This is a genomic window from Streptomyces sp. NPDC040410 (assembly GCF_055595715.1).
This window is the reverse complement of sequence record NZ_JBVIVK010000003.1, coordinates 416802-437784: the sequence shown is the minus strand read 5'-3', so window position 1 is coordinate 437784 and position 20983 is coordinate 416802. Positions and strand designations below refer to the sequence as shown.

Genomic DNA, 20983 nt, shown 5'->3' with positions numbered 1-20983 from the left:
CGTGGTCGACCTCAACCCCCTGCATTACGTCAACAAGTTCAACCACATGTTCGGCGACAACCTCGCCAGCGGCCTGGAGTTCCTCGGCATCACCGACCCGGCGGTGGACCCGGACGGCGTGCGCGAGATCGCCAAGAAGTGGCGGCACCTGGCCACGGGTCTGGACGACGCGGCCGAGGCGGCCCGCAGGGCACTGGCGGACGTGGAGTGGGAGGGCAAGGCAGCCAGGGCTTTCCACAAGCGGGCCAAGGCCGCGCGCAAGCAGGCCACCGAGATGGCCGACTCGCTGCGCGAGGGCGCCAAGGCGCTGGACGACTTCGCCGACCAGGCACACGAACTGCTCACCGAGATGGGCGTGCTCGTGGCGGAGATCGCCGAGTTCGAGATCGCCGGCCTGGCGCTGTCCGTCCTGACCGGCGGCGCCTCCGCGGTGGTCTCCTCCCTCATGGCCGGCTCACGGGCGGTCAAGGTGGTCGCGCTGGTCGCGCGGATCGAGAAGGAGGGCACCGTGCTGGCCTCCGCGATCCGCGGGGTGATGGAGGTCATCCGGGCGGTGGAGCGGGCGTTGAAGGCGCTCAAGGAGATCCGGGGCGTGGCGACGGCGGCCAAGTACGCCAAGGAGGGCGCGAAGTTCGCAGCCTTCGACGCGCTGCTGAAGGACCCGGCCGCGTTCAAGGACCCGGATAAGCTGGCCGGCCTCCTCACCGAGGGGGCCCTGCTGGGCCTGGGCTTCGGTGTCCTGGGCAAGGCGCTGGGCAAGGGCCTGAAGGCGCTCAAGCCGGCCGACCTGGCCAAGCTGAGCCGGGGCCTCAAACTGAACTGCGCCACGTTCGAGCGGCTGAAGCTGAACCCGGGCTTCGACAAGCTGCCAGCCTCGGTCCGCAACATGATCAAGAAGTTCGTGCGGGACCCGATCGACGTGGCCACCGGCGACATGGCCCTGCCGCGCGTCGACGTTCAACTCCCGGGTGTGCTGCCGCTGGTCCTGGAGCGCACCCACATCTCGTCCTACCGCTGGGGCGGCTGGTTCGGCCCGTCCTGGGCCTCGACGCTGGACCAGCGCGTGCAGGCCGACGACGAGGGCTTCGTGTACGCGGCCGCGGACGGTGCCCGCTTGGTCTTCCCGCTCCTCGATCCGGAGAGCAGTGATCCGGTCCGCCCAGAGACCCCCGGGTCCCGACTGGCGCTGTCCTGGGACGACGAGACCGACGGTGCCGTCCGCATCACCGACCCCGACACCGGTCTGACCCACGTCTTCCACAGCCCCGTCGCCGCAGCCGACGGCACCGCGGTCGACCTGCCCCTGCAGCACATCCAGGACCGCAACGGCAACCGCATCACCGTCGTCTACGAAGAGGGCGACACCCCGAGCGCGGTCATCCACTCGGGCGGCTACCACATCGCCCTGGACCACCACCCGACCATCTCCCGCATCACAGGTCTGCGCCTGCTCGACCCCGCCGCTCCGGACGGTCCCGGCACGACACTGCTCACCTTCGGCTACGACGAGAACGGCCGACTGGCGGGGGAGACCAACTCCTCGGGCCTGCCCATGCGTTACACCTACGACGCCGACGGCCGCATCACCTCCTGGACCGACCGCAACAACACCACCTACTGGTACGCCTACGACGAGCAGGGCCGCGTCGTGGCCACCGGCGGCACCGGGGACGCGCTGGCCTCCACCCTCACCTACGAAGACGCCACCCGCACCACCCGTGTGACCGACTCGCTCGGCCACACCCGCGTCTACGAGCACAACGAGGCGCTCCGCCTGGTCCGCGAGACGGACCCCCTCGGCAACGTCACGAGGCAGGCGTGGGACGAGGACCTGCGACTCGTCGCAGTGACCGACCCGCTCGGCCACACCACCCGGTACGAATACGATGAGAACGGACGGATGCTGTCCGTCGTCCGCCCGGATGGCGGTGCAACGAGCATTGACTATGACGGGCTCGGCTCCCCCGCATCCGTGCGGGAACCGGACGGAACGGAGCAGCGGTACGAGCACGACGATCGAGGCAACCGCGTCGCCGTCGTCGATGCCATGGGAGCGGCAACGCGCTTCGGTTACGACTCGCGGGGCTGGCTCACTTCGATCACGGATGCGGAAGGGCACACCACCGTTCTTGAGTGCGACGCGGCTGGCCTTCCCGTTGTGATCAAGGATCCGTTGCATGCAGTGACCCGCTATGAACGAGATGCTTTCGGCCGTCCTACCGTCATCACGGACGCTGTCGGCCGTATCAGGCGCCTGGACTGGACTGTCGAAGGCAAGCTCGCCCGGCGGACCGAAGCCGATGGCAGCGTCGAATCATGGACGTACGACGGCGAGGGCAACTGCACGAGCCACACGGATCCGACGCGTGCCGTCTCCCGCTTCGAGTACACGCACTTCGATCTGATGTCGGCGCGTACGGAGCCGGATGGCACGCGCCACGAATTCGTTCACGACACCGAGCTACGGCTCATACAGGTCGTCAACCCGCTGGGGCTGACATGGGGATACGCCTACGATCCGGCAGGCCGCCTTGAGTCGGAGACGGACTTCGACGGGCGACGCGTCGTCTACACCCGCGATGCGGCGGGCCGTGTGTCTTCCCGCGTCAACGCGATGGGTGAGCGGGTCACCTTCGAGCGCAACGCGCTCGGCCAAGTGATCTGCAAGGATGCCGCCGGCGAGGTGACGTCGTTCGCCTACAGCCCGTCCGGCCAACTCGCAGAGGCGCGGAACAGCCACATTGTTCTCACGCTCGGCCACGACGCGCAGGGCAACGTGACGTCCGAGAGCATCAACGGCCGTACGACCACCTACGGGTACGACCGTCTGGGGCGCCGCACGCACCGGGTCACTCCGACCGGAGCGACCAGCACATGGTCCTACGATGCGGCGGGGAACCCGGTCCGCCTCACTGCCTGCGGTCGCGCGATCGACTTCGAGCACGATCCCACAGGCAGGGAACTCGCCCGTCGTGTCGGTGAAACGCTCACCCTGTCACACATGTACGACTCTGTGGGGCGTGTCTCTACCCAGTCCCTGGACCACGTCGACGGCAGAAGCGTTCAGCACCGCTCCTATGCCTATCGGGCCGATGGTCACGTTCTCCGCATCGACGACCAGCTGCGTGGATCCCGATCCCTCCGGCTGGACTCCGCGGGCCGGGTGACCGGTGTCGACGCGGGGGAGTGGACGGAGCGATATGCCTATGACGCTGCCGGCAATCAGACAAGTGCTCATTGGCCGACGTCTCACCCCGGTCAGGAAGCCGCCGGAGACCGAAGCTCCACAGGTACCCGCGTGCGTCGAGCCGGACGTGTCCGCTACGAGTACGACGAGCAGGGCCGTATGACCGTGCGCCAGAAGACTCGGCTGTCACGCAACCCCGACATCTGGCGGTACACGTGGGACGCCGAAGACCGGCTCACGTCCGTCATCACGCCGGACGGAGTCCACTGGCGGTACATGTACGACCCCTTGGGCCGCCGCGTCGCCAAACAGCGGTTCACGCCGGACGGCGAAACGGTCGTGGAGCAGGTCGACTTCGTCTGGGACGGCTCTCGACTGTGCGAACAGACCACGACATCCACCGATCTACCCCACCCGGTCTCCCTGACCTGGGAACATCAAGGTCAGCAGCCCGTCCTGCAGGCGGAGCGAGTGATCTCGGCCGCCGCGCCCCAGGAGGAGATCGACGCCCGGTTCTTCGCCATGGTGACCGACCTGATCGGTACCCCCACCGAGCTCGTCGACGCGTCGGGTGACATCGTCTGGCACGCTCGTACGACGCTTTGGGGCGTCACCGCTTGGAACGCGGCAGCGTCGGCCTACACACCGTTGCGCTTCCCAGGACAGTACTTCGACCCGGAGACGGGACTGCACTACAACTACTTCCGTCACTACGATCCGGAGACGGCGCAGTACCTGACCAAGGATCCGCTGGGGCTGGCACCCGCTCCCAACCCGACGGCCTACGTCGACAATCCCCACACCTGGTCCGATCCTCTCGGCCTCGCACCGGAGTGTGAGCACGCCGCCGTGGCCGAGACGCGCAACCGGATCGGTGACGGCAGCATCGTCAGCCAGCACCCGATCAATGCCGACGAGGCTCTGGACGCCGCTGAGAACTTCTTGGGACCCGGATACAAGGAGCTTGGGAAGGGCCGAGGAGTCTTCCGCAGCGCCGACGGGCTTCGACAGTTCCGTATGGACCCTGATTCGATGCGTGGCGGACACTGGCCGGACATCCCGCACGTACACTTTGAGATATTCGTCCCCGGAGGCAAGAAGGCGGTGGTGAACAATCATGTCCCCCTGATCGAATAATGATCTCGCGTTGAGGGTGAAGAATTCCTGGAGGGCCTGTGATTGAGATCGGTAAAGTTGGATATATTCGTTCCGGGGATGATGCGGGAAAGTACGTGAAGATCCAGGAGCTCCCGGATTCACCACCGAGCTACCTGATCCTCACGGCTCATGATCGAGAATTCCGGAACGGTTGCGGTGACTACTGGGTGGAAGACCGAGAATCCCTCGATGACTTCTTCGCGGAGGGGGCGTGGGTGGTCGAATGGTGAATGGTGATCTGTCAGGTGCAGCAGGAACTGGAGCGACTTGCCTGGAGTTCTGAAGAACAGCTTGACTCCGTGTCCCGCTCTGGGGGTTGGGGCGGATGAACTGGGGCTGGATATTGATGACGCCTTCCGAATGGCGACAGGGATCGTCCAGGAAGGAACAATTCCGGAAAACGGTCGCTGAAGCCCTGCATCCCGTCGATAAAATCCTCACGGACATGACGAACTCCTCCGCTGAGGAGTGGAGTGCACCGGCCTTGACGGAATCGGCGGCGTGGGCAGGGCTGCGCGAGGTGGCCAGAATTTCACGCAACTCCATAAGGCAAGCAGGTATGGAGTTCGACTGATGCTGCCTGACCTCCCAGTGATCGACGTCGAGCTACAGATCCACGAGATCCAAAGCGTCGACGAAACCGATGCAACGGTCGTCGTGCGCTGCATCCGCGGACCGGTTCGTCTCCATGCCTGCTTCCACAGGATTCGCGACGCGGAGGCATCGATCGACCTGGAAGTGACGCGGATCCTCCGCTACGGCCGACCAGTCGAAGAGTTCGACCCCGTCCACTCGGCCTTGGTCACGCTGTGCGGCACAGGCACACGCGAGCTCACGTCGCCCAGTCGTACGTCAGGCTGGCAGGTCATCCAGGGCAGCAACCCGGCACAGCACGGCTGACAGCGACGTTCAGCTGTCGTGCCCTGGCCCGCGCCCGGGCCGCGATCCCCTTCCTCACCGAGGCAAGAAGACCACGATCTCCAAGGTTCCGCCCCGTACGTCGTGCTCCGCCAGGAACTTCTCCACGTACTCGGCGCCCGTGCCGCGACCGCCCTGGCCGTACGTGTCCCGCCCAGTGGCGCGACCATCCGCCGGGTCATCAAGAACACCTGCCCGGCGGCTTGGCCAACGGCCCCTCTCCGGCACCAAAAAGGGCGAGGCCCGAAGACCCCGCCCAATCCGCAAGAGACCCCAGCTCAGGGCCAGACAAGGCAATACGGCTGATGCCCCGCCTCATGCAGCCGATGTGAGAAGTCCTGCCACTCGTGCAGCAGTTGGTACACGTTGAACGCGTCCCGGGGGCCGCCCCGGTCCGGCACCGTCGACCAGATGAACGCCGCCGCGCCCACCGCTTCCTCGCCGATGCCACGGAGGGGGTCGACGACCGTCATGGGGAGTTTGACCACCGCGTAGTCGGGGTGCAGGACGACCAGCTCGAGCGGCGGGACCTTGTGCAGGGGCACGCCCTCTATGCCCGTCAGGACCATGGCGGCCATCGTCTCCGGCTTGATCTTGGTGAACATGCCGTTCATGCCGAGCTCGTCGCCGCCGAGTTCCTCGGGGCGCATCGAGATCGGGACGCGGGCCGCGGTCGCTCCGTCCGGCGCGCCGAAGTACTTGTACGTCACCCCCACCCGACCACCATTCCTGCTCCCCGCCCCGAGCTGCTCGACCCGTCGGTCCAGCCGCTCGGACTCACTCGGTACACCGTGTCCCTGACGTGCTTCGGCGGCTTCCTCCGCGTCGCGCCGGTGCCTTCCCCGCCGGGCACGTCGAGGACCCAGGTCATCAGTCCCCTCGCCCAGTCCGCCACCGCGATGCATATCTCCACCCGACTGCTTTTCTAGGACGCGTGGCCCCCGCCGCGCAACCCGATCATCGTGTCAGTGACCTCCCCCACGGCCGCACGCCGAAACGTGCGTTGAAACACCTGTCCGCAGGATCTTCGCAGCCCCTGAACCTGGCTCCGTACACCAATACGTACGCCAGGGCCGTGTGAGCTGTGTGTATCGGGTCCCAGTTTCGCAGATCGCGGCGCACGGGACTGTCCGTCCGGTCAGCAGGGGCCCGCAGCCGCCCCCCGGCCGCCCGGCGCCGCTGGCCTACCCTGAGGAGGTCACTGGCAACCGGAGTCCGAGAAGTCGGAGAAGTCGCAGGTCATGAGCGAACTGCCATATTCATACGAAGCACCCGGGTCGCAGGCACTGTTCGACCGTGCGGCGGCCGTCACACCCGGCGGCGTGAACTCCCCGGTACGCGCCTTCCGCGCCGTCGGCGGCACGCCCCGGTTCATGGTCTCCGGCAGCGGCCCGTACCTGACCGACGCCGACGGGCGGGAGTACGTCGACCTGGTCTGTTCCTGGGGGCCCATGATCCTCGGGCACTCGCACCCGGATGTGATCGCCGCCGTGCAGGACGCCGTCTCCCGCGGTACCTCCTTCGGTACGCCGGGTGAGGGCGAGGTCGCGCTCGCCGAGGAGATGGTCGCCCGGATCGAGCCCCTGGAGCAGGTGCGGCTCGTGTCCAGCGGGACCGAGGCCACCATGTCGGCCATCCGGCTCGCCCGCGGGTTCACCCGGCGCACCAAGGTGATCAAGTTCGCAGGCTGCTACCACGGACACGTCGACTCCCTCCTCGCCGCCGCCGGCTCGGGTGTCGCCACGTTCGCCCTGCCCGACACGCCCGGCGTCACCGGCGCCCAGGCCGGTGACACGATCGTCCTCCCGTACAACGACCTCGAGGCGGTGCAGGAGGCGTTCCACCGGCACCCCGGCGAGATCGCCTGCGTGATCACCGAGGCCTCGCCCGGGAACATGGGTGTCGTGCCGCCGCTGCCCGGGTTCAACCAGGGGCTCAAGGACGCCTGCGCGAAGAACGGCGCCCTCTACATCTCCGACGAGGTCATGACCGGGTTCCGTACCAGCCGCGCCGGCTGGTACGGCATCGACGGGGTCAGGCCCGACCTGATGACCTTCGGCAAGGTGATGGGCGGCGGTTTCCCCGCCGCCGCGTTCGGCGGTCGCGCCGACGTCATGGCGCACCTCGCGCCGGCCGGTCCCGTCTACCAGGCCGGCACCCTCTCCGGGAACCCGGTCGCCACCGCCGCCGGGCTCGCCCAGCTGCGTCTCCTCGACGAGGCCGCGTACGAGACGGTCGACGCCGTGTCCGCGCAGATCCAGTCGCTCGTCACCGACGCCCTCGCCAAGGAGGGCGTCGCGCACCGCCTGCAGAACGCCTCCAACATGTTCTCCGTGTTCTTCACGGACCGCGCGGTCCGTGACTACGAGGACGCGAAGAAGCAGGAGTCCTTCCGCTTCACCGCCTTCTTCCACTCGATGCTGGCGCAGGGCGTCTACCTGCCGCCCTCGTCCTTCGAGTCCTGGTTCGTGTCCACGGCCCATGACGAGCGGGCCGTCCAGCGGATCGCCGACGCCCTTCCGGCGGCGGCCCGAGCGGCAGCGGAGGCGACCGCGTGAGCACCTCGAGCAACGGCGACATCACCGTCGTCCACCTGATGCGGCACGGCGAAGTGGCCAACCCGGACGGGATTCTGTACGGACGTCTCGCGGGCTACCACCTCTCCGAGCTCGGGCGGCAGATGGCCGACCGGGTCGCCGAGCACCTCGCCTCCCGGGACGTCACGCACGTCGTGGCCTCCCCGCTGGAGCGGGCGCAGGAGACGGCGACGCCGATCGCCAAGGCGCACGGGCTCGACCTCGCCACCGACGAGCGGCTGATCGAGGCCGACAACGTCTTCCAGGGCAAGACCTTCGGGGTCGGGGACGGGGCGCTGCGCAGGCCCGAGAACTGGAAGCACCTCGTCAACCCGTTCAAGCCGTCGTGGGGCGAGCCGTACGTCGACCAGGTCGTCCGCATGATGCAGGCGCTGGACGCGGCGAAGGACGCGGCCCGTGGGCACGAGGCCGTGCTCGTCAGCCATCAGCTGCCGATCTGGATCGTGCGGTCGTACGTCGAGAAGCGGCGGCTGTGGCACGACCCGCGCAAGCGGCAGTGCACGCTCGCGTCCCTGACGACCTTCACGTACCGGGGCGACAAGATCGTGTCCGTCGGCTACACCGAGCCGGCCCGCGACCTCGTCCCTGCCCATCTCCTCGCCGGCGCCAAGCCGGTGAAGGGGCAGGGAAAGGCGTTCGGCGCGTAAGTCCCGCCTGAATCACCGCCCTGTGAGGGGCTATGACACGTTCGTGACAATTGTTGCCGAACAGGTGTGATGATCAGGAACCTTCCCCCTTCGCCGTGTCCTCTGACTGGGTGACCACTCAGAGGAACGTGACGAAGGGGGAGGCCATGCGCACTCTCACTCGCAGGGGAATGCTCGGTCTCGGTGCGGGTGCCGCGGCCGCCGTCGGACTCTCGGGCTGCGGCACCCTCACGCCGTCAGACGGTTCGTCCGGTGCCGGAGGTTCAGGAAAGGGCGGTACGAAGAAGCCCTACCCGGTCCGCCCCCTCGGTGACGGCTCCACCTCCTTCACGGGCAAACAGCCCCACCAGCCCGGAAAGCCGGAGCCGCTGGAGCCGGGCCAGACCCCGCCGCAGTTCGTGGTCTTCTCCTGGGACGGCGCCGGCGAGGTCGGCAACGGTCTCTTCTCGCGCTTCCTCGACCTCGCCAAGAGGTACGAGGCGCACATGACGTTCTTCCTCTCCGGGCTGTATCTGCTGCCCGAGTCGAAGAAGCGCCTGTACGACCCGCCGAACAACCCGCGCGGCGCCTCCGACATCGGCTACCTCACCGACGCGCACATCAGGGAGACGCTGAAGAACGTCCGCCGCGCCTGGCTCGAGGGCCATGAGATCGGCACGCACTTCAACGGCCACTTCTGCGGGGACGGCTACGGGTCCGTCGGCAAGTGGACGCCCCAGCAGTGGCGCAGTGAGATCGACCAGGCCAAGTCCTTCGTGAAGGAGTGGCGGACCAACACCGGCTGGACCGACCTGCCGGCGCTGCCCTTCGACTATGACAAGGAGCTCGTCGGCGGCCGCACGCCCTGCCTGCTCGGCCAGGACAACCTGCTGCCGACCGCCCGTGACCTCGGCTGGCGCTACGACGCCTCCTCGCCCGGCGGCCGCCAGGTCTGGCCGGACAAGAAGCAGGGCGTCTGGGACCTGCCGTTGCAGCAGATACCTTTCCCCGGGCGCAGCTTCGAGGTCCTCTCGATGGACTACAACATGCTCGCCAACCAGTCGATCAACTCGACCAACGCGCCCGCCCACAACTACCCGGCCTGGCGGCAGCAGTCGGCCGGGGCGTACATAGCAGGCTTTAAGCGGGCATATGAGACAAACAGGGCACCCTTCTTCGTCGGCAACCACTTCGAGCAGTGGAACGGCGGCATATACATGGACGCCGTAGAGGAGGCGTTCAAGTACATCGCTCGGGAGAAGGAGAAGGGCGAGGACGTACGCCTCGTCTCCTTCCGGCAGTTCGCCGACTGGATCGACGTGCAAAGGCCCGAGGTGCTTGCCAGGCTGCGCACCCTCGACGTCGGACAGCAGCCGGCCGGCGGCTGGAAGGAGTTCCTGTCGGACGGCGCCGCGGACACCTCGACGGCCTCCGGACAGGCCGCCTGAAATGCGGGTTTCCACCCGCAAGGGGGGTGCGCAAGATCCCTGGAACGGGCATGCGAAACTTTTCACATGTGTGCCGCCAGCCGCGCCCCCCAGCGCTCGAACCGCACGAACCGCACGACGCGCGACCGCAGCCGCGTCGCCCTGCTCGTCGCAGGTGCCGCGGTCACCGCGCTGACCCTCTCGGCGTGCGGCTCCAGCGGCACGTCCGGCGGAGGCGGCGACACCAACTTCGTCACCGGCTCCAACGGCATCGCCACCGTCGAACAGGGCGACCGGGACGCCGCACCCGACCTGTCCGGCAAGACCGTCGACGGCACACGGCTCGACATCGCCGACCACAAGGGCGAGGTCGTCGTGATCAATGTGTGGGGCTCCTGGTGCCCGCCGTGCCGCGCCGAGGCGAAGAACTTCGAGAAGGTCTACCAGGACGTCAAGGACCAGGGCGTCGAGTTCGTCGGCATCAACACCCGCGACACCAGCACCGGCCCGGCCAAGGCCTTCGAGAAGGACTACGGGATCACCTACCCGAGCCTGTACGACCCGACGGGCAAGCTGATGCTCCGCTTCAAGAAGGGCACGCTCAACCCGCAGCTGATCCCCTCGACGCTCGTCATCGACCGGGACGGCAAGGTCGCGGCACGCGCGCTGCAGCCGCTCACCGAGGACAAGCTGCGCAGCATGGTCGAGCCGGTCGTCGCGGAGAAGTGACGTGACCGGTCTTTCCACGCTCGCCGCGGAGAACCAGACGGTCCTCAACGGGGCCCTGCTGGTGGCCGTCCCCGTGGCCCTGCTGGGCGGCCTCGTCTCCTTCTTCTCTCCCTGCGTCCTCCCGCTGGTACCCGGCTATCTCTCCTACGTCACCGGGGTCAGCGGCACCGACCTCGCCGACGCCCGCCGCGGGCGGATGGTCGCCGGCGCCTCGCTGTTCGTGCTCGGCTTCACCGCGGTGTTCGTCTCCGGCGGCGCCTTCTTCGGGTACTTCGGGCAGAACCTGCAGGAACACAAGGACATCCTGACCAAGGTGCTCGGCGTGCTCATGATCCTCATGGGTGTCTTCTTCATGGGCCTGATGCCCTGGCTCACGCAGCGCGAGTTCCGCTTCCACAAACGGCCGGTGGCCGGACTGGCCGGCGCCCCCTTCCTGGGCGCGCTGTTCGGGATCGGCTGGACACCCTGCATCGGTCCGACCCTCGCCTCCGTGCAACTGCTCTCCTTCAACGAGGGGAGCGCGGGCCGCGGGGCCATACTGACCATCGCGTACTGCCTGGGTCTCGGCGTACCGTTCGTGCTCGCCGCGGTCGCCTTCCGCAAGGCCCTCGGCGCGTTCGGCTGGGTCAAGCGCCACTACGTCTGGGTCATGCGCATCGGCGGCACCATGATGATCGTGACCGGTGTGCTGCTCCTGACCGGCGCGTGGGACCGCATCGTGCAGGAGATGCAGGCCTGGTCCGACGGCTTCACTGTGGGGATCTGATCGATGAGTGACACCACGACCGGCACCACGCCGGACCGGGCGGACGACCAGGACCTCGGCGCCGCCGGCTCCCAGCTGACCACCGCGCCCCAGGAGGAGCCCCCCAACCTGCCCTCCCTGGGCGTCATCGGCTGGGCCCGCTGGTTCTGGCGGCAGCTGACCTCCATGCGGGTCGCGCTGCTGCTGCTCCTGCTGCTGTCGCTCGGCGCGATCCCCGGCTCGCTGATCCCGCAGAGCGGGGTCGACGAGACGAAGGTCGCCGACTTCCGGGACGCGCACACGACCCTCGCGCCGATCTACGACAAGCTCGGCCTCTTCCACGTCTACAGCTCGGTGTGGTTCTCCGCGATCTACATCCTGCTGTTCGTCTCCCTCATCGGCTGCATCGTGCCCCGCACCTGGCAGTTCGTGGGCCAGCTGCGCGGCCGCCCGCCGGCCGCGCCGAGGCGCCTGACCCGGCTGCCCGCCTACACCACCTGGCGCACCGAGGCCGAGCCCGAGCAGGTCCGCGAGGCGGCACTCGCGCTGCTGAAGAAACGCCGCTTCCGAGCCCACGTCACCGGTGACGCCGTCGCCGCCGAGAAGGGTTATCTGCGCGAGGCCGGCAACCTCGCGTTCCACATCGCGCTGATCGTGATGCTGACCGCCTTCGCGTGGGGGCAGCTCTACAAGTCCGAGGGCAACAAGCTGATCGTGGAGGGCGGAGGCTTCTCCAACACCCTCACCCAGTACGACGACTTCAAGTCCGGCAGCCTCTTCGGCCAGGACGACCTGGACCCGTTCAGCTTCACCCTCAACAGCTTCACGGGAACCTACGAGCTGACCGGCCCGAACCGCGGCACCCCGCGCACCTTCCAGGCCGCAGTCACCTACAGCGTCGGCGCCTACGGCAAGGACGAGAAGACCACCGTCAAGGTCAACGAGCCGCTGCGGATCGGCGACTCGAAGGTCTACCTCGTCAGCCACGGCTACGCCCCCGTCGTCACCGTCAAGGACGCCCAGGGCAACGTCGTCATGAACCACGAGGCCGTGCCGCTGCTGCCGCTCGACCGCAATGTCACCTCCTCCGGTGCGATCAAGGTCATGGACGGCTACCGCAACGCCGAGGGCGAGAAGGAACAGCTCGGCTTCCAGGCCTTCTTCCTGCCGGCCTACGGCGGACCGAACACCGCGGTCGTCTCGCAGTTCCCGGCGCTGATGAACCCCGTGCTGAACCTGGAGGCGTACCACGGCGACCTAGGGGTCGACGCCGGCATCCCGCAGAGCGTGTACCAGCTCGACAAGACCAACCTGAAGATGTTCAAGGACTCCAAGGGCGCGCAGTTCAGGGAGAACCTGAAGCCCGGCGAGACCATGAAGCTCCCGGGCGGCGCCGGAACGGTCACCTTCGACGGCATCAAGGAGTGGGCCGGCTTCCAGGTCACCCAGCAGCCCGGCAGCGGCTGGGCGCTCGCCGGATCCGCGACCGCGGTCTTCGGGCTGGCCGCCTCCCTGTTCATCCAGCGCCGCCGCGTGTGGGTGCGTGCGGTCAAGGGCGCCGACGGCGTCACCGTCGTCGAGATGGCGGGCCTCGGCCGCAGCGAGTCCGCCAAGGTGCCCGAGGAACTCGGCGACCTCGCCGGGATCCTGTACGACCAGGCGCCGGGCGCGCCCGACCCCGAAGACTCCTCCGACGACACCCCCACCCCCGACTCCGAAGTCGTACCCCCCGAAGGGGCTGAGACGAAGTGACTCTCGCCGCCGCCACCAACGAACACCTCGCGAACATCAGCAACACGCTGATCTACTCGTCGATGGCCGTCTACACCCTGGCCTTCTTCGCGTACATCACCGAATGGATCTTCGGCAGCCGCAGCAAGATCGGGCGCACCGCAGCCGCGCTCACTCCCGGGGCCAGGGAGGCCAAGGCACCCGCCGTCACGGTGAAGAAGGCCGGCGCGACCGCCGTGCTCGAGCGGCCGAAGGTCGTCGTGCGGTCCGCGGCCGGTGCGCGTGACGTGCCCGACGGGCCCGGCGCCCACGGCGGCGACGAGCAGGGCGACCTCTACGGCCGTATCGCCGTGTCCCTCACCGTGCTCGCCTTTCTCGTCGAGCTCGGCGGGGTCATCGCCCGCGCCGCCTCCGTGGAGCGGGCGCCGTGGGGCAACATGTACGAGTTCAACATCACGTTCTCGACGGTCGCCGTCGGCGTGTACCTCACGCTGCTCGCGCTGAAGAAGAACGTCCGCTGGCTCGGCCTGTTCCTGGTCACGACGGTCCTCCTCGATCTGGGCGTCGCCGTCACCGTCCTGTACACCGCCAGCGACCAGTTGGTCCCCGCACTTCACTCGTACTGGCTGTACATCCACGTCTCGACCGCGATCCTGTGCGGCGCGGTCTTCTACGTGGGCGCCGTCTCCACGCTGCTCTACCTGTTCAAGGACTCCTACGAGAACAAGCTCGCGAGCGGCGGCAAGCCCGGCAAGTTCGCCACCTCGTTCCTGGAGCGGCTGCCCGCCTCCGCGTCCCTCGACAAGTTCTCATACCGCGTCAACGCCGCCGTCTTCCCGCTGTGGACGTTCACGATCATCGCGGGCGCGATCTGGGCGGGCGACGCCTGGGGCCGCTACTGGGGCTGGGACCCCAAGGAGACCTGGGCCTTCATCACCTGGGTCGCCTATGCCTGCTACCTGCACGCCCGTGCCACCGCCGGCTGGAAGGGCCGCAAGGCCGCCTACCTGGCCCTGATCGCCTTCGGCTGCTGGCTGTTCAACTACTACGGCGTGAACATCTTCGTCTCCGGCAAGCACTCCTACGCGGGCGTGTAAGGCCCTTACGCCGTACGGACCGACGGCCGGGCGCGGACACGAACCGGCCGGTCAGCGCCCGAAACCACGTGCGGAACGCCGTCCCCCGCGTCACGCTGGTGTCATGACCGGTTCCATCGAGCAGGGCGCCAGCCAGATCCACGGGAACACGCACATACTCCACTTCCTGGTGCGGATCCCGCGGCCCATGGAATCGGTCTGGCCGGCGCTGTCCACCTCGGAGGGGCTGGGGGCCTGGTGCACCGCCGTCGACGTCCTGGAGCCCCGGCTCGGCGGCGCGGTCACCCTGCGTGACCTCGGCAGCGGCCGGGTGACCGCCTGGGACGTGGACCGGGTCGCCGAGTACACGATGGACGACGCCGCCCGCCTCCGCTTCCATCTGGAGCGGGACGGGGACGACGCCAGCATCCTCCGGTTCACCCACGAGTTCCGGGGCGAGGGGGAGTCGGAGGCTCGCTGGCGGGCGCGGTTCGAGCGGTTGATCGGTTTCCTGGAGGCCTAGGAGGTTTCGTTCGGATCAGGTCGGATCGGGCCGCGGCGTCCGGTGCGGTGCACCGGCTCCTGTCGGCCAGGGTGATCATGGACTGCTACCGGGCTTTGACGCAGGTGGTCCTGTGGCGGGACGACGACCTGGTCGCCGTGGGTGAGCTGCAGCGATACCAGGAGAACCTGGTGATGAGTGGCGCGGGCGTTCGCCTGGATGGTCTCTAGTCGATCTCTAGTCGACGATGAACAGGCGCGCGCCGTCCCGGGTGCTGGAGCGGTGCGATCGAGTGTCGTCCCCCACCTGGTAGCTACTGCCCGCCCCAAGCGTGACACTCTCGCCGTCGGCCAGTTCGGTGGTGAGCGTCCCTTCGAGAACCAGGAGGATATGGCCCCGGTCACACCAGTGGTCGGCCAGATAGCCAGGACTGTAGTCGACCATCCGCACGCGCAGGGAACCGAACTCGCGGGTGCGCCACGTCGCGGTGCCCGTCTCGCCGGGGTGCTTGGTTGCCTCGACTTGTGACCAGTCAGTCGTCCCGAAAGGAATGTTGATCATGTTCACCGGCGCAGTCTATCAACCCGTATAGCACGGCCGGGAGGCTGCCGCACACCAATGGCAGGGCCGCGTCAGCTCCACGCGCTACTGCCTCGCGGTCGCCGGCCGGCGCTACCAGACGCGCCTGTGGTGTCCGCGGGGTGAGTCGACCTGCGACCGCTTCTCAGATGGCCGCTCATCTCGGCTTCCAGCTCATCCGGATCGACGGCCCGGTTCTCGCCTGCCGGGCCGGGCGCGGGTCGTGGTTTCGTCCACGTCGGGCGGAGGGGCGGGTTCGAGGCGTGGGGAAAGGGGCGCGCGAGAGGTGCGCCAGGGCTTTCAGGGGGCTGCGCTGAGGCGCTGGAAGGTTCGGCGGTAAGCGGTGGGTGTGGTGCGGGTGTCGCGGGCGAGATGCTGGCGCAGGTTGGTTGCGGTACCCAGTCCGCACTGCCGGGCGATCTCTTCGATGGTGAGGCCGGTGGTCTCCAGCAGACGGCATGCGTACTGGAGGCGCTGTGCGGTGAGCCAGCGCAAGGGTGTGGTGCCGGTTTCGGCTTTGAAGCGGCGTGCCAGGGTGCGGGGGGAGAGGGCTGCCTGGCGTGCGAGATCGGCCACGGTCAGCGGCTCGTCGAGATGCCGTTGCGCCCAGGCGCACACGTGGGCCATTGCGTTGTCCTCCGCGGGCATGGCCCGGGGAATGTACTGGGCCTGGCTTCCCTCCCGGTGTGCGGGGACCACCAGGGTGCGGGCGATGTCGGCGGCGGCGTCTGCGCCGAGATCTTCGCGCACCAGGTGAAGGCAGAGGTCGATCCCCGCGGTGAAGCCGGCGCTCGTGAGAATGCGCCCCTGGTGGGTGTAAAGGGGTGCGGGATCGACTGCGACGGCGGGGTAGCGCTGAGCGAGTACGGCGGCGTCCATCCAGTGGGTGGTGGCGGCGCGGCCGTCCAGCAATCCCGCGGCGGCCAGAGCGAAAGCACCGGTACACACCGATACCACCCGGGCCCCACGGGCGGCGGCAGCGCGCAGGGCTTCGCAGACGGCAGGCGGGGGCGGATCGAGCGGTGTGTAGCCGGGGACGACGACGGTATCGGCCGCGGCCAGAGCGCCCAGACCGTACGGCGCGTGGATCTCGAACCCCGTACTGGTCCCCACGGGTCCCGCCTTGGCGGCACACAGCGCGAAGCTGTAGCCGGCCGGAGAGCCGGGCGCGCCGAAGATCTGGGCGGGGATGGCGAGGTCGAAGGCGACGACTCCGGGCAGGGCGAGCACGACCACATGGTGCATGGCAGAAATCTTACGACACCAGTCATTCCTGCCTCTCGTGCGCAGAGCGCGTCCGGCGCACAGTGGGACGGTGCCGGGCTGCGCCGGCAGCTTGCCGAACAGGAAGACAGAGGCACCCATGCGCTTCATCGATGCTGCCGCGTTCACGGCCGAGCGCCCCTGGGGCGCTCTCGATCTCGCGTCCTTGGACGACGCCACCGTGCGTCTGCACTGGACCGACCAGCCCTACATCTGGCACGTGAACGACGGCGCCGAGGTGTTCGTGGTCCTCGACGGAGCGGTGGACATGCACTACCGAGTGGATGGCCGGGAACTCGTCGAGCACCTGACCGCGGGCCGGGTGTGCTGCGTGGAGCCCGGCGACGAGCATGTCGCCCACCCGGCTCCACAGGCACGCATCCTGGTCGTGGAACAGCGCGACAGTCTCTGACTGATCATTCGGCCGACGCCGGTCGTGAGGCCTGGCGGCTGGGTGCCGGGGCGGCAGGAGCATCTCGTGTCTGACGGTGTGTCGATCACCCTGGGAGGTCTTGTCCTCCGAGGTGTCCGCCGTGGAACAGGGGACGCCGAAGAGGTCTGCGATCTGCTGAACGGGCTTCTCGCGGGCGTCGTTGGGCTGCTGGGCGAGCGCGGCGCCATGACCGTCTTTGAGCGGTATCCGGGTCGGATGGCCTGCGGGCAGGCGCCGGCTGCCCTGCGCCCCCGCCCGTCTCAGGACGCCGGCAGGCACTCCTTCCCCGGCGGCTTACCCTCCGGCCAGGCGATCTTCACGAAGCGCGAGCCTCCGTCGGGGTTGAGCTCCACGATCGGTACGGCCTTGTCGTACGGGTTGCCGTGCGCGTCCAGGCAGATCCAGCCACTCGCCCCGCTCACCCGCAGCGAGCCCTTGACCTGCGGCCACTGCAGACCGACGTCGGCGAGCGGCGGGACCACCCTGCCCTCGGCGGTGGCCTCGCGGATGCCGTGCACGGCCAGCCGCACGGCGTCGTACGCGATGATCAGCTGGCCGTCCTCCAGGCCGACCGAACCGATCGGGCCGACGGGCTCGCGCGCGCTCTTCGCCAGGAGGTCGGTGAGGACCTGCGCGTCCCCCGCCGAGCCGCCGGTCTTCGCCGTGTCCTTCGCCCAGGCGTCCGGGTGGGCGAGGGCCGTGTACCGGACGGAGAGGCTGCGTTCGAGAGCGGTGCGGTCCAGGTCCTTCTCACCGGTGAGGTACGAACCCTCGTCGCCCGTCAGCAGCGTGAACCTGCGGTCCTGGCAGCCGCGTCCGCCGAGCGCGTTGATGAACTGCCGCAGCTGGACGTGGCGTCCCGCGAACAGGATCGTGTCGGTTTCCGGGGACGTGTCGCACACGAGGTGGGTGATCTGCCGGAAGGTGTTGGCGGTCGTGCCCTCCTGACTGCGGTCGGCGGGCGGGGTGAAGGGCTGCGGCTCGTAGGGCGAGCCCTTGATCAGCTTGGCGAACGACGTCTGCAGTGTCCGCGTGTACGGGTCGCCCGGCTTGTCGTACACCAGCAGCGCCCTGCCCGCCGTCACCTTGGCGAAGGAGGCCAGCGCGCGGGCCTCGTCGGTGTTGGTGGGGGAGACGCGGGCCAGACCGGGAAAGGCGTCCTGGCCGTTCTGGCCGTTCGCCAGGTCGTCGGCGGTGATGGAGCTGCCCACCACCGGGATGCCGCGCCGGGTCAGCTCCTTGACGGCGGCCTTGTTGCTGTCCGTGCTCATGCCGACCCCGGCCACCGCACGCAGCCGGTCCGCGCTCCTCGTCATGCGCTCCAGCCGGTCGACCGTCCGCTCCCAGTGATCGCCGGTCGCCCCCGGGTTGGCGAGCAGCAGCCGGATGGCCGGGGCCTGGCCGTTGGAGCCGTGGTTGGCCTGGTACTGCGCGAGGTACGCGCCCTGCAGCTCGTGCTGTATGTCGCTCAGGGTCGACCGCGTGGTCGCGGTGTACGGCAGCATCAGCGCGACGGTCACGTAACTCCCCGGCTTGAGCAGGTCGTTCTCGCGGTGGATCGCCCGTACCGCGTCCCGCAGTTGAGGCCGCCCGAAGTCGTAGGCCGTCGTCGCGACGCCCACGCACTCGTCGCTGCCCTCGGGCCGTGCGACCCCGGGCGCGCACGAGCGGTCGTCGTGGGCGAGCGCCCGGACGGCGAAGAACAGGCCGGCCACCAGCGCCAAGGAGAGCAGCAGGGCGACGTAGCGGCGCAGCGGGATCTCCCAGACACTCTCCCGCAGCCATCGGCCGAATCCGCGTGCCATCACGCCTCCCCGTCCTCGTCCGGTACGCGCAGCGGCCGCCCGGCGAGCGCGTCCTCCGGCCAGTCGCGCGAGGCCCGCCACAGCAGCGCGTTGCCGGCGGGCCGCAGGTTGGACAGCTGCTCCAGCTCGAACCGCAGCCGGTGGCCCACGGCCGGGTCGGGCATCGCCAGCGGATCGGTCAGCTGCCACACGGCGTGCAGCAGTCGTCGTATGCGCAGATGCAGTACGGCGTCCACGCCGGCCGGCGACTGCGTCCCGGCGTCCGTGCGGCCGAGCGCCACCTCGGCCCGCCGGTCGTCGTGCCCGTCGAAGTCGTGGCCCTCGTGGTCGTGCGCGTGGAAGTACGGCGCCGACGCGATGAAGCGCAGCGACCGCAGCCAGGTGCGGGTGTCCAGGGCGGGAAAGGTGTCGCGCAGATAGTCCACCGCCGAGTCGGGGGTGCCCAGGGCGAGTTCGTGGTGCAGCCGGTAGCGGGCGCGGGCCGGCGCCTCGGCCTCGTCGTCGGTGGGCGCGTAGTGCTGGACGAGCGTCTCGTGCGCCGTGCGCCACTGCGCGTGATCGGTGTCGCGGTGGTGCAGCCGGAGCAGCAGCAGCGTCCGTACGAACGAGTCGCCGACGAACCGGCCGGGCACGGCGGGCAGTCCCTCCTCGCCGAGCCGGGTCTCCAGGGACCGGACGTCCGCCGGGCCGAAGTCGTCCGGGAGGAGGGCGGCGGCGAGCGCACAGGCCGAGTCGTGGTCGTGGGCCGCGGCCAGCACGGTCAGCTCGTCGAGGTGGGCGGCGGGCACCAGCCGGTCGAGCAACTCCATGTAGGTGGGGGCCCCGTCGCGGTCCTCGTGCAGCCGTACGTCCGCGACGAGCAGCTCGCCCAGTGAGGCGGCGCCCGGCAGGTGCCGCGCGGCGGACTCCGCGAGCAGGGTGATGCCCAGCGGGTTGCCGCCGGTCAGCCGGTGCGTGGCGTGCGGGAGCCGGGGCGGCACCGGTGTCTCGGCGCAGGCGGCACCCACGAGGTGGAGGGTGTCGTCAGGGCTGAGCCTGGGCAGCGACACCAGCAGCGCCCGCGAGGACGCGGCTCCCGGCTCGGGCGTCCACTCGCTGCGCCGGGCCACCTCGGGCAGGGTGCGCCGTACGGCGTTGCGCAGGGCGGGGCGCCCGTCGCCGCGCAGAGTGGCGATGAACGCCACCCGGTCGGCGATGCCGTCGGCGCGGTCGCGCAGTACGGAGTCGGTCAGCCCGGGACCGGGCGCCGTCTGGGAGTTGTCGAGCAGGACGAGTGGGCGCCCGAGGCGCTGCATGCGCGGCAGCATCCCGGCGTAGGCCTCGGCCAGATCGGCGAGCAGCGCCCGCACCAGGTACCGCTCGGCGTGCTCGCGGGACGAGCCGTCGGCCCTGAAGTGCCCGGACAGCAGCATCAGTCCGCGCCGGGCGTTGCCGCCCGCGTTCGGGTAGTCGCGCCACCAGGTGGCGGCCTTCTGGTGGCGCCGGTGCACGAAGCTGTCCGAGACGGACTCCAGGGTCGCCTCGACGGCCGACGACACCAGCGGTCCGGTGCCGGTGGCGGCGGCCACGACGTTGGCGGCGACCCGCCCCGCCCACCTCCCCGCGAACCCGGCGATCCACGACCCGCTCTCGTTCAGCAGCAGGATCCGCTCGACTTCGCGCCGGATGCGCTCCGAGTCGGCGTCGCCCCAGCCGCCCGCGGCCACCGCGACCAGCCCCGACATCAGCCGTGGGAACTGGATCCGCCCGGCGCCGGTCACCGGCTCGGCCAGCTGCTCGGCGATCACCAGCAACGCCTGCGAGACCGGCGACCAGGCCTCGGCGGGCCGGCCGCTCGGCGGTGCCGCGAACTGGGCGTCCTCGCAGTCGATCAGCGCGACCGGGGTGTGTCCCTTGTACGCCTCCCGCAACTCGTCGAGCACCGCGCTCTTCCCGAGTCCCCGGCCGCCCGTGAGCACGACGAAGGGGAGCTCCTGCGTGTGCTCGACCTGGCCGGCGCGGTGCTGGTGCGGACGCAGTCCCACGAGCCGCGGAGCAAGGCCGGCCGGATCCGTGTCGAACAGCGCCCCGCGCCCGTGCAACCGTCTGCCCACCGCAACTCCCCCCTGCCCCCGTTGTATCCAACTTCAGGGTAGGTAGGGGGAGTTGGTTCGGACTAGATTGCATGATGTCCGTTTGGTTACGAAAATGCCCACGAAAGCGCCGAA

18 protein-coding genes are annotated in these 20983 nt (G+C 69.0%); 13 read left to right on the top strand and 5 right to left on the bottom strand.

Translation table 11 applies throughout. The annotated features are described in order from the left end of the window. Position 1: 1 nt before the first annotated feature. The 3 genes from ACZ562_RS09395 (at position 2) to ACZ562_RS09385 (ending at position 5245) form a co-directional block, all read left to right on the top strand. Complete coding sequence (locus ACZ562_RS09395) at positions 2–4324, top strand: DUF6531 domain-containing protein (protein WP_471175552.1); 4323 nt, start codon at positions 2–4, stop codon at positions 4322–4324. Positions 4325–4362: 38 nt separating this feature from the next. Continuing rightward, on the top strand, positions 4363–4575 hold the full coding sequence (locus ACZ562_RS09390; RefSeq protein WP_471175550.1) for a hypothetical protein: 213 nt from the start codon (positions 4363–4365) through the stop codon (positions 4573–4575). A 343-nt stretch (positions 4576–4918) separates the two neighbouring features. After that, positions 4919–5245 (top strand): hypothetical protein, encoded by a 327-nt coding sequence (locus tag ACZ562_RS09385; RefSeq protein ID WP_471175548.1) that lies wholly within the window; start codon positions 4919–4921, stop codon positions 5243–5245. A 296-nt stretch (positions 5246–5541) separates the two neighbouring features. Here ACZ562_RS09385 and ACZ562_RS09380 read toward each other — a convergent pair whose 3' ends face one another. Then, positions 5542–6168 carry a hypothetical protein gene (locus tag ACZ562_RS09380; RefSeq protein WP_471175546.1) on the bottom strand — a complete coding sequence of 209 codons (627 nt, stop codon included), beginning with the start codon at positions 6166–6168 and terminating at the stop codon, positions 5542–5544. 336 nt (positions 6169–6504) lie between these two features. Between ACZ562_RS09380 and hemL the strand changes: the two genes are divergently transcribed. The 9 genes from hemL (at position 6505) to ACZ562_RS09335 (ending at position 14926) form a co-directional block, all read left to right on the top strand. Beyond that, the gene (hemL, locus tag ACZ562_RS09375; protein WP_471175544.1) at positions 6505–7821 is read left to right on the top strand and encodes a glutamate-1-semialdehyde 2,1-aminomutase; all 1317 of its coding nucleotides are present in this window, start codon (positions 6505–6507) and stop codon (positions 7819–7821) included. Between the two features lie 38 nt (positions 7822–7859). Further along, entirely contained in the window at positions 7860–8507 is a 648-nt protein-coding gene (locus ACZ562_RS09370; RefSeq protein ID WP_471175692.1) for a histidine phosphatase family protein, read from the top strand. 146 nt (positions 8508–8653) lie between these two features. Then, a complete protein-coding gene (locus tag ACZ562_RS09365) occupies positions 8654–9934 on the top strand; it encodes a polysaccharide deacetylase family protein (RefSeq protein WP_471175542.1) in 1281 nt (426 codons plus the stop codon). Between the two features lie 66 nt (positions 9935–10000). Continuing rightward, on the top strand, positions 10001–10642 hold the full coding sequence (locus ACZ562_RS09360; protein ID WP_471175540.1) for a TlpA family protein disulfide reductase: 642 nt from the start codon (positions 10001–10003) through the stop codon (positions 10640–10642). Position 10643: 1 nt separating this feature from the next. Further along, positions 10644–11408 carry a cytochrome c biogenesis CcdA family protein gene (locus tag ACZ562_RS09355; RefSeq protein WP_471175538.1) on the top strand — a complete coding sequence of 255 codons (765 nt, stop codon included), beginning with the start codon at positions 10644–10646 and terminating at the stop codon, positions 11406–11408. Between the two features lie 3 nt (positions 11409–11411). Continuing rightward, positions 11412–13139 (top strand): cytochrome c biogenesis protein ResB, encoded by a 1728-nt coding sequence (resB, locus tag ACZ562_RS09350; protein ID WP_471175536.1) that lies wholly within the window; start codon positions 11412–11414, stop codon positions 13137–13139. Then, complete coding sequence (ccsB, locus tag ACZ562_RS09345) at positions 13136–14215, top strand: c-type cytochrome biogenesis protein CcsB (protein ID WP_471175534.1); 1080 nt, start codon at positions 13136–13138, stop codon at positions 14213–14215. The genes resB and ccsB overlap by 4 nt, the downstream gene beginning before the upstream one ends. 103 nt (positions 14216–14318) lie before the next feature. After that, the gene (locus ACZ562_RS09340; protein WP_471175532.1) at positions 14319–14717 is read left to right on the top strand and encodes an SRPBCC family protein; all 399 of its coding nucleotides are present in this window, start codon (positions 14319–14321) and stop codon (positions 14715–14717) included. A gap of 77 nt (positions 14718–14794) precedes the next feature. Then, positions 14795–14926: a hypothetical protein gene (locus tag ACZ562_RS09335; RefSeq protein ID WP_471175530.1), complete on the top strand. Its 132-nt coding sequence runs from the start codon at positions 14795–14797 to the stop codon at positions 14924–14926. A 7-nt stretch (positions 14927–14933) separates the two neighbouring features. Here the strand turns inward: ACZ562_RS09335 and ACZ562_RS09330 are convergent, their stop codons facing one another. Both ACZ562_RS09330 and ACZ562_RS09325 read right to left on the bottom strand, forming a co-directional pair. Next, entirely contained in the window at positions 14934–15257 is a 324-nt protein-coding gene (locus ACZ562_RS09330; RefSeq protein WP_471175690.1) for a DHCW motif cupin fold protein, read from the bottom strand. 318 nt (positions 15258–15575) lie between these two features. Continuing rightward, positions 15576–16520: a GlxA family transcriptional regulator gene (locus tag ACZ562_RS09325; RefSeq protein WP_471175528.1), complete on the bottom strand. Its 945-nt coding sequence runs from the start codon at positions 16518–16520 to the stop codon at positions 15576–15578. A 118-nt stretch (positions 16521–16638) separates the two neighbouring features. Between ACZ562_RS09325 and ACZ562_RS09320 the strand changes: the two genes are divergently transcribed. Further along, positions 16639–16950, top strand: coding sequence for a cupin domain-containing protein (locus ACZ562_RS09320; RefSeq protein ID WP_471175526.1), 312 nt, complete (start codon positions 16639–16641; stop codon positions 16948–16950). A gap of 281 nt (positions 16951–17231) precedes the next feature. On the opposite strand, the gene ACZ562_RS09315 is transcribed toward ACZ562_RS09320, so the two are convergent. Next, positions 17232–18776: an ABC transporter substrate-binding protein gene (locus ACZ562_RS09315; RefSeq protein WP_471175524.1), complete on the bottom strand. Its 1545-nt coding sequence runs from the start codon at positions 18774–18776 to the stop codon at positions 17232–17234. Then, positions 18776–20869, bottom strand: coding sequence for a hypothetical protein (locus ACZ562_RS09310; protein ID WP_471175522.1), 2094 nt, complete (start codon positions 20867–20869; stop codon positions 18776–18778). Before ACZ562_RS09310 ends, ACZ562_RS09315 begins: the two co-directional genes overlap by 1 nt. Between the last annotated feature and the right edge of the window lie 114 nt (positions 20870–20983).